At 72.2% G+C, this 12,014-nt stretch carries 12 protein-coding genes and 1 riboswitch; of the genes, 8 read left to right on the top strand and 4 right to left on the bottom strand.

Annotation, left to right across the window (positions count from 1 at the left end; translation table 11 throughout):
• Positions 1–363: 363 nt before the first annotated feature.
• Positions 364–1,587, top strand: a complete 1,224-nt coding sequence (locus tag ACZ7GX_RS30925) for a chymotrypsin family serine protease (protein WP_498781735.1) — start codon at positions 364–366, stop codon at positions 1,585–1,587.
• Between the two features lie 75 nt (positions 1,588–1,662).
• On the opposite strand, the gene ACZ7GX_RS30920 is transcribed toward ACZ7GX_RS30925, so the two are convergent.
• Both ACZ7GX_RS30920 and ACZ7GX_RS30915 read right to left on the bottom strand, forming a co-directional pair.
• Positions 1,663–2,229, bottom strand: coding sequence for an RNA polymerase sigma factor (locus tag ACZ7GX_RS30920; RefSeq protein WP_498781783.1), 567 nt, complete (start codon positions 2,227–2,229; stop codon positions 1,663–1,665).
• A gap of 98 nt (positions 2,230–2,327) precedes the next feature.
• Positions 2,328–2,888: an RNA polymerase sigma factor gene (locus ACZ7GX_RS30915; RefSeq protein ID WP_498781734.1), complete on the bottom strand. Its 561-nt coding sequence runs from the start codon at positions 2,886–2,888 to the stop codon at positions 2,328–2,330.
• Between the two features lie 125 nt (positions 2,889–3,013).
• Between ACZ7GX_RS30915 and ACZ7GX_RS30910 the strand changes: the two genes are divergently transcribed.
• Both ACZ7GX_RS30910 and ACZ7GX_RS30905 read left to right on the top strand, forming a co-directional pair.
• A complete protein-coding gene (locus ACZ7GX_RS30910; RefSeq protein WP_498781732.1) occupies positions 3,014–3,562 on the top strand; it encodes a TetR/AcrR family transcriptional regulator in 549 nt (182 codons plus the stop codon).
• Positions 3,555–3,836, top strand: a complete 282-nt coding sequence (locus ACZ7GX_RS30905) for a DUF167 domain-containing protein (RefSeq protein WP_498781731.1) — start codon at positions 3,555–3,557, stop codon at positions 3,834–3,836. Before ACZ7GX_RS30910 ends, ACZ7GX_RS30905 begins: the two co-directional genes overlap by 8 nt.
• Here ACZ7GX_RS30905 and ACZ7GX_RS30900 read toward each other — a convergent pair.
• Entirely contained in the window at positions 3,833–4,780 is a 948-nt protein-coding gene (locus ACZ7GX_RS30900) for a M28 family metallopeptidase (RefSeq protein ID WP_498781730.1), read from the bottom strand. The genes ACZ7GX_RS30905 and ACZ7GX_RS30900 overlap by 4 nt on opposite strands.
• 197 nt (positions 4,781–4,977) lie before the next feature.
• On the opposite strand from ACZ7GX_RS30900, the gene ACZ7GX_RS30895 reads away from it, so the two are divergent.
• The 5 genes from ACZ7GX_RS30895 (at position 4,978) to ACZ7GX_RS30875 (ending at position 11,034) form a co-directional block, all read left to right on the top strand.
• Positions 4,978–6,459: a potassium/proton antiporter gene (locus tag ACZ7GX_RS30895; protein WP_498781728.1), complete on the top strand. Its 1,482-nt coding sequence runs from the start codon at positions 4,978–4,980 to the stop codon at positions 6,457–6,459.
• A 139-nt stretch (positions 6,460–6,598) separates the two neighbouring features.
• Positions 6,599–6,713: riboswitch (SAM riboswitch) on the top strand.
• A gap of 40 nt (positions 6,714–6,753) precedes the next feature.
• Positions 6,754–8,076, top strand: coding sequence for an aminotransferase class V-fold PLP-dependent enzyme (locus ACZ7GX_RS30890; protein WP_498781727.1), 1,323 nt, complete (start codon positions 6,754–6,756; stop codon positions 8,074–8,076).
• 23 nt (positions 8,077–8,099) lie between these two features.
• Positions 8,100–8,684: a signal peptidase II gene (gene lspA / locus ACZ7GX_RS30885; protein ID WP_498781726.1), complete on the top strand. Its 585-nt coding sequence runs from the start codon at positions 8,100–8,102 to the stop codon at positions 8,682–8,684.
• A gap of 73 nt (positions 8,685–8,757) precedes the next feature.
• Positions 8,758–9,693 (top strand): RluA family pseudouridine synthase, encoded by a 936-nt coding sequence (locus tag ACZ7GX_RS30880; RefSeq protein ID WP_498781724.1) that lies wholly within the window; start codon positions 8,758–8,760, stop codon positions 9,691–9,693.
• Between the two features lie 108 nt (positions 9,694–9,801).
• Entirely contained in the window at positions 9,802–11,034 is a 1,233-nt protein-coding gene (locus ACZ7GX_RS30875; RefSeq protein ID WP_498781723.1) for a multidrug effflux MFS transporter, read from the top strand.
• Positions 11,035–11,059: 25 nt separating this feature from the next.
• Here the strand turns inward: ACZ7GX_RS30875 and ACZ7GX_RS30870 are convergent, their stop codons facing one another.
• Positions 11,060–11,971, bottom strand: coding sequence for an AsnC family protein (locus ACZ7GX_RS30870; protein ID WP_498781722.1), 912 nt, complete (start codon positions 11,969–11,971; stop codon positions 11,060–11,062).
• Positions 11,972–12,014 lie beyond the last annotated feature (43 nt).

The following is a 12,014-nucleotide window of genomic DNA, read 5'->3' as shown; positions in this document are numbered from 1 at the left end:
GTCCCGGGTCGAACGGGCCGGCTTTGCTCCATTTCCCGCCGGCGGGAATTCCCATCCCGCCGGCGGGAAACGCTTTTCCGGGCCCTTCCCCGCTTTCCGGCCGATTCCTCGGTCATTCGGAGTCGGGTGGCTGCTCCTTCCCGGTGCGGGCGGTGCGCCTTTCGCACTACACTGGCGCCCGTGGTGGCCGCGGCACCGGGAAAGGGGGTTGTCGGTCCCCTCGCGCGTCCATGATCCTGCTGATCGGAAGATTCCTTCCGGACAGTACGGTCAGCGTGTGGGGGAATGGTGTTCACAACTGGTGGAACTTCGCGTGTCAGACGTGTCGCGGTAGTGGCCGCGGGGATTGTCGTCGCGGCGGCGGTGGCCGCGCTGCCGTCGGCGGCGGACACGTCGGAGTCCTTGCCGGACAAGGTCAGGTCGGCGTTGGGAGGTGTTCCCTCGGTGACACAGGACAAGAACGTCGCGCCACCCCGTGGCGGTGCGACGCCCGATTCGAAGACAACCCGCCAGCAGCCGCTGCTCAGGCTGGTGGAGCAGGTCGCGAACGCACCGGACCGCACGGGTTACGTGGACGCGAAGATCGACGTCGACCGGCTCGCGGTCACGTTCTTCTGGCACGGTGACGTGCCCACGGCGGTGCGGGAGCTGGTGGCCGCCGAGAAGGGCGCGGGCATCGCGGTCGAGTTCAAGGACGTGCCGTACACGCTGGAGGAACTGCACGCGGAGTCGCGGCGGATCCTCGAGACCTACGAGCCGGCCGTCACGGCGGCGCCCAACGACGACTACACGGGCCTCAAGGTGGGCGTCGACCCCGCGGTGGTCTCGGTCGCGTCGGCGCGCATCGAGAGCATGATGGCGATCGAGGTGTTCGAGAGGGGGAAGCGCGAGCGCGCCGTGCGCTATGCCGATTCAGCCCCTTTCTGGGGCGGCGCCCTCCTGATCGACCGGACGCAGACTAGTATCTGCTCGGCCGGGTGGGCCGTCGACCTGCCCGATGGCGGCACGGGCGCCGTTACCGCGGAACACTGCTTCAGCCCGGACGGATTCTGGATGGCGGGCGTCTCCGACCGGGTTTACGGGATTTCGGTCGACGACGATTACCAATCCGACTCCCGGCTGCTGGTGGGGCCCGGGTACAGCCCCGTCCTCTACACCGGGGCCTGGGATTCGTCGATGGGCACCGGAAAGCAGGTGCACGCGTGGAGCCAGGCGGTCGAAGGTGAATACGTGTGCCACGGTGGCGCGCTTTCCGGCGAGGTGTGCAATGACGTCCTCGTGTACGAGACCGGGGTCTGGTACGACTACCCCGAAGGTGTCGTGGGGCCCGGTTTCGAGACGCTCAAGCAGTCGCGCATCGGCTCGGCGGGCAACGGTGACAGCGGTGGCCCGACCTATCGGCCCCGGACCAGCGACGGGCTCGACAAGGCCGTCATCCTCGGCATGATCGAGAGCATCGACACGTTCTACGAGGACGACTGCCAGGGCCTGCCGGCCGGTGACGGGCGGACGTGCTCGCTGATGGTCTTCAGCGTCGACGTCAACGCCATCAACGAGGCCCTCGGGGTGGTGCCCAGCACCCAGTGACACCGCGCCGCGCGAGCGACGTGAGCGGGGTGGCAGGTCGAGGCCTGCCACCCCGCTCGGCGCGAGGATCGGGTGTCAGCGCACGTCGTCCCGTTCCAACCGGGCCTTCAGCTGGTTCAGGCAGCGGCCCCGGGTGGGGCCGATCGAGCCGCGCGGCATGGACAGGGCCTCGGCCACGGCCCGGTACTCGGCCCGGCCCGCCAGGACGGTCAGGCGCAGCAGCTCCTGGCAGCGCCGGGACATCGCGTTGAACGCGTGCCAGAGCCGCCGGTCGCGGTCGTCGCGCAGGGCTTCCGGCTCCGGCAGCCACCGGTCGTCGGGCATGTCGAGGGCTGAGTCGGTGGACAGGGCCGGGCGGCCGTTGAGGTCGCGCCAGGCGCGTTGCGCCTCCCGGCGGGTGGCGACGATCAGCCAGCCCGCGACGGCCTTCGGGTCGGCCAGCCGGTCCAGGTGCCGCAGCAGGCTCAGCCACACCGTCTGCACGACGTCCTCGGCGGTGGGCTGGTCCAGGCCGTTGCCCCTGGCCACGTGCCACACCAACGGCGTCAGCTCGGCGACCAGGGAGTCCAGCGCCGCCCGTGAACCGGACCGCGCGGCCTGCACCAGGGCGGCCTGCCGCTCGTACCGGGACGCCTGCGCCATGATCGCCGCCACGCCGAGGTCGTCCGTGCCGGGGTCCTCCGGGATGGCTTCGGCCAGTTCGGCGCGCAGGTGGTCGAGTCGGGGATCCAGCTCGTCGGTCATGACGTCTCCTTCCCGCGCTGGGAGCCGCGCACCCGTCGCTCCTCGTTGCCGACCCGCTCGCTGACCCGCGCCCGCGCCTGCGACACGTACCGCCGCACGGACGCGCGCCGACAGCCCAGCACGTCGGCGATCTCGTCGTCGTCGAAGTCCCAGAACCGCAGGACCAGCGCGGTGCGCAGGTGGTCCGGCAGGTTCGCGACCGCCGCCAGCGTGCTGACCAGCTCGTGCCACGCCTCGGCGTCCCGCTGCTTTGGCACCAGGATCCGGTACGTGCCGCGCTGCCGGGCGAGGACCTCGTCGGTGAGGTCGCCCGGCCGCTCCCGCCGACGGGCCTGGTCCACCAGCAGGTTGCGGATCGTCTTCACCAGCCAAGCACGTCGGGCGCCGGGAGCGATCACCGGCCAGTTCCGCCACGCGCCGACGAACGCCTCCTGGACCGCCGACTCGTGGTCCAGGTGGGGTGACATCACGGCCGCGAAGCGGAACAGCCGGGTGCGCTCCCGGTGGTAGAAGTCGCTGAAGGTGGCCGCGTGGTCGTCGGGATCCTCCGGCGTCACGAACCCTCCCCCCTCCGGTCCCGTACCGGGTAGACGGACGAGACCGGAGGTTGTGGAGGAAATCCGGTCGGGGGCCACCGCTGCGACGGCCGCGGCCGGGCTTCCATTCGATAGCGTATGGGGACATGGCACGGCGGACGCGCGACGACTGGACCGAGGTGGCCCTGCGGGCGCTGGTCGAGGGCGGGGTCGCGGCGGTCGCGGTGGAACCGCTCGCGGCGCGCATCGGGGCGACCAAGGGCAGCGCCTACTGGCACTTCCCCAACCGGGAAGCCCTGCTCAAGGCCACCCTGGAACGCTGGGAGCGCGAGCACACCGAGGCCGTGATCGAGCTCGTCGAGTCGGTGTCGGAGCCGTCGGAGAGGCTGCGGCTGCTGTTCGCCACCGTGCTGGAGGACGTCGAGCACAGCGCGGTCGAGCTGGCCATGCTCGCGGCCAAGGACGACCCGGCGGTGGCGCCGGTGCTCGGCCGCGTCACGGAGCGCCGCATCGGCTACTTGGAGGAGCTGTTCGTCGGTTTGGGCTTTGCCGCCGACGTCGCGCGCCGGCGGGCCGTGCTCGCCTACTCGGTCTACCTGGGGCAGGCCCAGCTGCTGGCGGCCGGCCCGCACCTGGTGCGGGCGCGGCGGGCGTTGGTGGAGGAGACGTTGACCCTGGTGCTGTGCCGTGGCTGACGCCTTCCGGTTCTCGATCAGGGTCAAGCCGGGCGCGAAGCGCGAGGCCGTCGGCGGCCGGTGGGGTGACGGCGCGCTGGTCGTCGCGGTCGCCGCGCCCGCCGTGGAGGGCAAGGCGAACGAGGCCGTCCGCAAGGCGCTGGCCAAGGCGTTCGGCGTGCGCAGGCAGGACGTCGAGGTGGTCGCGGGCGAGCGCGGCCGGGACAAGGTCGTGCGGGTCGACCCCGCCCCGGCCGGCGCCGCCGAGCTGCTGGCGCGGCTGCTGGACGGCTAGGCCGCCAGCGTCCACAGGGTGTGCGCGATGGCGTCGGTGTGGCGGTCGAGCGCGGTCGCGTTCACGTTCGACGAGGTGTCGCACGAGCGGTGGTAGCAGCGGTCGAACGCGACACCGGCCGAACCGCCCCACTTCTGCGCCTGGGCGGAGGTCTTGATGCCCTCGGCGCCGGTGAACGTGCCGCCGACCGGGATGCCCGCCCGCGCGAACGCGGCGTGGTCGGACCGCCCGCCCACGCTGGTCAGCTCGGTCGGCACGCCGATCGAGCCGAAGTAGCCCTGGAGCGTCTGCTGGAGCTGCAGGGAGCCCGACGGCTGGCCGGACGCGCTGTAGACGAAGTAGCCCGGGTTCGGCGAGCCGATCATGTCGAAGTTGAGGTAGGCGTCGATCCGGGAGCGGTCCGTTGTGGACAGCGAGTTCACGTAGTACGTCGAGCCGACCAGGCCCAGCTCCTCCGCGCCCCACCAGGCGAAGCGCAGGTGCTTGGTCGGCTGGAAGCCGGTGGACCGCACGGCCAGCGCGACCTCCAGCAGCCCGGCCGAGCCGGTGCCGTTGTCGTTGATGCCCGGGCCCGCCGACACGCTGTCGAGGTGGCCGCCGAGCATGACCACGTTGTTCAGGTCGCCGCCCGGCCAGTCGGCGATCAGGTTGTAGCCGGTGGCGCCGTTGCTGGTGAACGACTGCACCCTGGTGGTGAACCCGGCGGCGTCCAACTTGGACTTCACCCAGTTCACCGAGGCCAGGTAGCCCGGACGGCCGTGCGCCCGGTTGCCGCCGTTCGAGGTGGCGATGCTCTGGAGCTGGGCCAGGTCGGCCTGCACGGCGGAGACCGGGATGTTCGGCCCGGCCAGGGCGGAGGGCGGCGCGGCGGTGGCCGGGCCGGTGCCCGAGCCGAGGAGCGCGCCGGTGGTGACCAGCGCGATGGAGATCGTTCGCAGCTTCACGGTGACTCCAGCAGGGAGGTGCGGGGACGTGGAGGTGACCGGGGGCGGCGGACCCTGTCGTCAACATGCACGGTTTCGCATGGTTCCCGCTAGCGACGTTCGGCTGGTGACGCTGCGTGCGGTGCCGGATTCGTCCATTTCGGTATCACCGGGGAGAATGACCCCGTCGGGTGACGCAGCGGCGGCGTGGAGGTCGAGTGGGCGATGTGACGGGCTACTTGGGCATAGCCGCCGCGGTCCTGCTGCTCTCGGTCATCGCGGTCAGGGTGTCGATCCGGCTCGGTCTGCCGTCCCTCCTGCTCTACCTCGGCATCGGGGTGCTGCTCGGCGAAGCCGTGGTGGGCATCCAGTTCGAGGACGCCGACCTGACCCGCTCGCTCGGCACGGTGGCGCTCGTGCTGATCCTCACCGAGGGTGGTCTCACCACCCGGTGGAGCGCGGTGAAGCCCGCGCTCGGCCTCGGCATCGCGCTGTCGACGGTCGCCGTCGGCGTGAGCATCGCGGTCACCGGGTTCGCGCTGCACTTCCTGCTGGACATGGACTGGCGCACGGCGCTGCTGTGGGGCGCCGTGCTGTCGTCCACCGACGCGGCGGCCGTGTTCAGCGTGTTGCGCGGGGTGGGCGTCGGCAAGCGGCTCATCGGCTCGCTGGAACTGGAGTCCGGCATCAACGACGCGCCGGTCTACATCGCCGTCGTGCTGCTCGCCGCGCCGGACCCGATCACGTGGACCGCGCCGCTGCTGATGGGCTACGAGCTGATCGCGGGCGGGGTGATCGGGATCGTGCTCGGCTGGCTCGGCGGCGTCGGCCTGCGCCGGGCCGCGCTGCCCGCCACCGGCCTGTACCCGCTGGCCACGGTCGCGGTGTGCCTGCTCGCCTACACCGTCGGCGACCTCGCGCACGCGTCCGGCTTCCTGGCCGTCTACATCGCCGCCCTCGTGCTCGGCAACGCCCGCCTGCCGCACCGGGCGGACACCCTGTCGTTCGCCGAAGGGCTGGGCTGGATCGCGCAGATCGGCCTGTTCGTGCTGCTCGGCCTGTACGCGTCGCCGGGACGGCTGCTCGACGCGCTGGTGCCCGCGCTGGTGGCGGGCGCGGTGCTGGTGCTGCTGGCCCGGCCGCTGTCGGTGGCGTTCGCGGCGCTGCCGTTCCGGGTGCCGTGGCGGGAGCAGGTGTTCATCTCGTGGTCCGGGCTGCGCGGGGCCGTGCCGATCGTGTTCGCCCTGATCCCGCTGATCCAGGGCGTGCGCGGGGCGCAGCAGCTGGTGGACGCGGTGTTCGTGCTGGTCGTGGTGCTGACCGTGGTGCAGGGCACGAGCCTGCCGTGGCTGGCCAAGTGGCTGGGGCTGGTCAAGTCCGGCGAGGCGCACGAGGTGCAGGTCGACTCGTCGGCGCTGGACGACCTGGGCGCGGAGCTGCTCCAGGTCCGCATCCAGCCCGGCTCCAAGCTGCACGGCGTGTACCTGTCCGAGCTGCGGCTGCCGCCGGGCTCGTCGGTGAGCCTCGTGGTGCGGGACGCGAACGGCTTCACGCCGCAGCCGACGACCCGCTTGCAGGAGCACGACCAGCTGCTGGTGGTGTGCACCGAGGCCATGCGCACGGCGACCGAGCGCCGCATCCGCGCCGTGGACCGGGCGGGTCGGTTCGCGCGCTGGAAGGGCGACGTCGGTCTGCCGTGACGTGCCCGGGACGGCTCGTGACGTCCCGCGCCGGCCCGTCGTGACGCCCCAGGATCGCGACGCCGGCCCCGCCGTGGCGCTCCCAGGATGTGAACGCCCCTCGACGGGGACGCGCGGGCTGGGTTAGCTTCGGGGCGAAGGTCATGAGTGCCAGCGCTAAGCCCAGGCTTGCTGGCCGGCAACCCTCCTACCGCGGTGGGGTGCCCCTGGTGAGGACCTGGCCTGGCGCGCAGGGCGCCCGGCAAGCGCGGGCTCCCTCTCCGGTGGGGTGTCCCCGGACCCCCGGAGGGCGTCATGACGATCGCAGTTCCCCTCACCACCACCGTCGCGGCTCTGCCCCGTGTGGTCGGCGCGTCGCTGCGCGTGCCGCTGGTCACCGGTGAGCGCGTCGAGTACGCCAACCTCGACCACGCGGCCAGCGCGCCGTGCCTGGAGCAGGTCCGCGACGCCGTGGACGAGGTGCTGCCCTGGTACGCCAGCGTGCACCGGGGCGCGGGCTTCGCCTCGCAGGTCAGCACCAAGGTCTACGAGCAGGCCCGCTCGTCGGTCCGGCGGTTCCTCAACGCCCGCGACAGTGACGCCGTGGTGTTCGCCCGCAACACCACCGACGCGCTGAACCTGCTGGCCAGGAGCCTGCCGAAGCACACCGCCGTGATCCTCTTCGACACCGAGCACCACGCCGCGCTGCTGCCGTGGCGCGGCCCGAACGTGCGTCGCCTGCGCACGCCGGCCTCGCCCGCGCAGGCCGTGCTGGAGCTGGACCGGGCGCTGCGCGCGGCGCCGGTCGGCCCGCGGCTGGTCGTGGTGACCGGCGCGTCCAACGTGACCGGCGAGATCTGGCCGGTGGCCGAGCTGGCCCGGGTGGCCCGCCGGCACGGCGCCCGGATCGCCCTGGACGCCGCCCAGCTCGCGCCGCACCGGCCGGTGGACGTGCGTGCGCTGGACGTCGACTACACCGTGCTCTCGGGGCACAAGATCTACGCCCCGTTCGGCGCGGGCGTGCTGGTCGGCCGGTCCGACTGGTTGCAGGCCGCCGAGCCGTACCTGGTGGGCGGTGGTGCGACGGCCCGCGTCACCGACCACGGCGACCGGCTGGGCGTGGCCTGGTCGGCGGTGCCCGAGCGGCACGAGGCGGGCACGCCGAACGTGGTGGGCGTGCACGCGCTGGCCGTGGCGTGCGACGTGCTGGGCAGGCACTGGGAGCAGACCACCGAGCACGAGCGCGTGCTGCTGGCGCGGCTGCGCGAGGGCCTGAAGACCGTGCCCGGCGTGCACGAGCTGACGCTGTTCGGCTCGGACCAGGACCGGGTGGGTGTGGTGAGCTTCACCGTCGGTGGCCAGGACGCCGGTTACCTGGCCGCCGCGCTGTCCGCCGAACATGGCATCGGCGTGCGTGACGGCGCGTTCTGCGCGCACGTGGCCGTGCACCGGCTCGCCCACGGCGAACGCGCGCTGCGCGCGTCGATCGGGCTGGGCACCACCGAGGAGCACGTGGACCGGTTCGTGGCCGCGTTGCGCGCGCTCGTGGTCGAGGGCTCGCGGTGGGAGTACGAGGTCCGGGAGGGTCGTTGGGCGCCGCTGGACGACCAGCGCGCGCTCCCGCCGTTCCTGCGCTGACTCCGATGCTGGACAATGGCCCGGTGAGCACCGATCCCAACACCGAGCCGGACACGCCGGACCAGCCGGACGCACCGCTGCCGAAGCGACGGGTCCTGCTGCTGGCCGTCATCGCGCCGCTGGTGTTGGCGCTCGACCTGGTCAGCAAGATCATCGCGGTGGACAAGCTGGAGGGGCGCGAGCCGATCGAGCTGTTCGGCGGCCTGCTCTACCTGCCGCTGATCCGCAACACCGGCGCCGCGTTCGGCCTGGCCGAGGGCTGGACGGTGATCCTCGCCCTGATCGCCTCCGGCGTGGTCGTGTTCATCCTGTGGATCGCGCGCCGGCTGCGGTCGGTCGGCTGGGCCATCGGCCTCGGCCTGGTCCTGGGCGGCGCGATGGGCAACCTGGTCGACCGGATCTTCCGCGGCCCCGGCCCGCTGCGCGGCGGCGTGGTCGACTTCATCTCGGTGCTCGACCCGTGGGGCAACTTCTTCCCCGTGTTCAACCTGGCGGACTCCGCCATCTGCGTGGGCGGCGGCGTGATCGTGCTGATGGCGTTGCTCCAGCGCGACTACGACGGCACCCGCGTGGAGAAGAAGTCCAGCGAGAAGAAGGCGGGCGCATGAGCGAGCTTGCGAGCGAGTCATTCAACGCAGCCGGCCCCGCTCTTGCCACGCCGAGCGTCAGCGAGGTGTGCGCATGAGCGGCGACTACCGGTCCCTTCCGGTGCCGGACGGCTTGGACGGGATGAGGGTCGACGCCGGTCTGGCCAAGCTTCTCGGCCTGTCGCGGACCGTGGTGGCGGCGTTGACCGAATCGGGTGACGTCGTGCTCGACGGGCAGCCCGCCGGCAAGTCGGACCGCCTGGTCGCGGGCTCCGTGCTGGAGATCACCCTCCCCGAGCCGGAACGCCCGGTGCAGGTGCAGGCCGTGCCCGTGGAGGGCCTGGTGGTCCTGCACGAGGACGACGACGTGATCGTGGTCGACAAGCCGGTCGGCGTGGCCGTGCACCCCAGCCCCGGCTGGACCGGTCCGACCGTGGTCGGCGGCCTGGCCGCGGCGGGCGTCCGGATCGCCACCTCGGGCGCCGCCGAGCGCCAGGGCGTCGTGCACCGGCTGGACGTCGGCACGACCGGCGTCATGGTGGTGGCCAAGAGCGAGCACGCGTACTCGGCGTTGAAACACGCGTTCAAGGAGCGCACGGTCGACAAGCTCTACCACGCGCTCGTGCAGGGCCACCCGGACCCGATCAAGGGCACCATCGACGCGCCGATCGACCGGCACCCCAAGCACGACTACAAGTTCGCCGTGATGGCGAACGGCAAGCCGAGCATCACGCACTACGAGGTGGTGGAGGCGTTCCGCGCCGCGTCGCTGCTCGACGTGCACCTGGAAACCGGTCGCACGCACCAGATCCGGGTGCACTTCTCCGCGTTGCGGCACCCGTGCGTCGGCGACATCACCTACGGCGCGGACCCGGTGCTGGCCAAGCGCCTCGGCGTCACCAGGCAGTGGCTGCACGCCCGCACGCTCGGCTTCCACCACCCGGCCGACAACCAGTGGGTGTCGTTCACCAGCGAGTACCCCGACGACCTCGCCGCCGCCCTGGAATTCCTGCGCGCAGAGGGATATTGAGCCGTCCGGGGCGAAACACTTGCGCCCAGCGCGTGACCTCGGACATATCGCTTTCCCCGGATCGTTTGGCTTGCGAAGCTTTTGCCAGACGAGCACTGGGGGTTGGCGATGGACAACAGGTCCCGACTGGTGGTGCTGCTGGGCACCCTGTGCCTGCTCGGCCCGCTCTCGATCGACACCTACCTGCCCGCGTTCCCGGGCATCGCGGCGGAGTTCGGCTCGACCGAGTCGCAGATCCAGCTGTCGCTGACCACGTTCATCATCGGTCTGTCGGTCGGGCAGCTGCTCGTGGGCCCGCTGTCGGACTCGTGGGGCAGGCGGCGTCCGCTGCTGGTCGGGATCGGCAGCTACGTCGTGACCTCGCTGTTCTGCGCGGTGGCGCCCAGCGCGCTCGCGCTCTCCGGCCTGCGGCTGCTGCAAGGGCTCGGCGTGGCGGCCGGGTTCGTGGTCGCGATGGCGGTGGCGCGCGACCGGTTCGAGGGTCTCGCGATGGCGCGGTTCATGTCGTTGATGATGCTGGTCAACAGCCTGGGGCCGGTGGCGGCCCCGGTGCTGGGCGGTCAGCTGCTGAGGTTCACCAGTTGGCGCGGCACGTTCATCGCGCTCGCGTTGATCGGGTTGGCCCTGCTGATCGCCCTGGCCGTGGGCCTGCCGGAGACGTTGCCGCGGAACAAGCGGCGGCCGGCGAACCTGCTGCTCACGATCAAGGTGTTCGGCGGGCTGCTGGCCGACCGCAAGTTCGTCGGCTACGCGCTGGCGTCGGCGCTGGCGCTGGGCTCCCTGTTCGGCTACGTCGCAGGGGCGTCGTTCGTGCTCCAGGGCGTGTACGGGTTGAGCCCGCAGCAGTTCAGCCTGGTGTTCGGCGCGAACTCGGTGGCGATCGTCCTGGCGGGGCTGCTCAACACCAGGCTGACGGGCCGGATCATGCCGCGTCCGCTGCTCAAGATCGGGCTGGCGGGTGCGGCGACCGGTGGGATCGGGTTGCTGGTGGGCGGGCTCGTCGGCGGCGGGCTGGCGACGTTCCTGCCACCGCTGTTCGTGCTGACGATGAGCGTCGGCCTGCTCATGCCGAACGCCGGGTCGCTGGCGATGGCGCGGCACCCGGAGGCGGCGGGCAGCGCGTCGGCCGTGCTGGGCGTGACGACGTTCATGGTCGGTGGCCTGATGGCGCCGCTGGTCGGCGCGGGCGGTTCGGCGAGCGTGCTGCCGATGGTGACCGTGATGGCGGGCGCGACGGTCCTGGCCGTGATCCTGTTCGCCGTCCTGACCAGGGGCGACGTGGGCATCACCCGGGACGCCGAACCGACCGCCCGCCGCGAGCCCGACACCCAGCACGCGTGAGCCCGACGTCGGACACGCGGGCCGGTCAGTCGTCGATGGTCCAGACCAGGGTGTTCAGGTCGGTCTCGGGGCGGGAGCTCCAGCGCACCGAGAAGATCACGGTGTCCTCGGGCAGCACGTAGACGGTGTGGCCGCCGGCCGTCTCGCCCGGCTGCACGCCGATCTTGTGCGGCGGCCGGGACGACAGCGACACCGGCGCCTTGCCGACCGTCTCACCCTTGTTGGTCATCAGCACGAGGTACATGTCGGGCAGGGCGTTGAACGGCACCTGGCCGATGTTCGCCAGCTCCGTGTGCACGACCACGGCCCGCTCGCCGTCGGCCAGCTTGTACCCGGCCGCGGTGAACAGGAAGTCCGCCGGGTCGACCACCTCGACCAGCTGGATGGTGAACCGGGCGCCCTCCAGGCCCTCGGTCTCCAACGTGCTGCCGATCTTGCCGGTGCGCGAGCGCGGCGCGGGCGCCTGGTCGCCGCGAGCCCAGCCGGACGTGCCCGGCACGCCCCACGTGCTGACCGGCTCCGGCACGCGCACCGGACCGGACGCCGCGGGCTGCGGACCGGTCTGCGGCTGCGCCGGGAACGGGGTGCTCGGCGGCCCCTGCGGACCGGGGTAGCCGGGGTAGGAGCCGGACGGCGTGCCCTGCACCGTGCCCGGCGGCGGCGGGTACGGCCCGCTCGGCGTGCCGCGGGCGGCCTGGCCGCCGGGCCCCGAGTAGTTGCCCCACGCCACGCTGTTGGCCAGCGCCTTGCGAATGCCGTTCGGGTCGCACTCCACGCCGACGAGCAGCGGCAACCCGCTGCCGGACAACGTGATCAGCCGGGTGGCGGCCTCCCGGGGGTCCATGCCCAGCCGTGCGGCCACCTCGTGCACGGCGGCACGACCCATCTCGGCGATCATGGCCAGGAGACGGGCGTCGACGGGGTCCGGCGCTACCACACCTCGAACGCTACCCGCCCGGGGAGATCTTCGCGGCATCGGC

The organism is Actinosynnema sp. NPDC037264 (genome assembly GCF_055603705.1).
The sequence above is the reverse complement of the archived record's forward strand: the minus strand, read 5'-3'. Positions and strand labels throughout refer to the sequence as shown.

Bases quoted from the DNA above. Each gene is read 5' to 3' on its own strand.
- ACZ7GX_RS30890 (WP_498781727.1), top strand. From the start codon at position 6,754: ATGACGATCGCAGTTCCCCTCACCACCACCGTCGCGGCTCTGCCCCGT.
- ACZ7GX_RS30910 (WP_498781732.1), top strand. From the start codon at position 3,014: ATGGCACGGCGGACGCGCGACGACTGGACCGAGGTGGCCCTGCGGGCG.
- ACZ7GX_RS30880 (WP_498781724.1), top strand. From the start codon at position 8,758: ATGAGCGGCGACTACCGGTCCCTTCCGGTGCCGGACGGCTTGGACGGG.
- ACZ7GX_RS30920 (WP_498781783.1), bottom strand. From the start codon at position 2,229: ATGGCGCAGGCGTCCCGGTACGAGCGGCAGGCCGCCCTGGTGCAGGCC.
- ACZ7GX_RS30875 (WP_498781723.1), top strand. From the start codon at position 9,802: ATGGACAACAGGTCCCGACTGGTGGTGCTGCTGGGCACCCTGTGCCTG.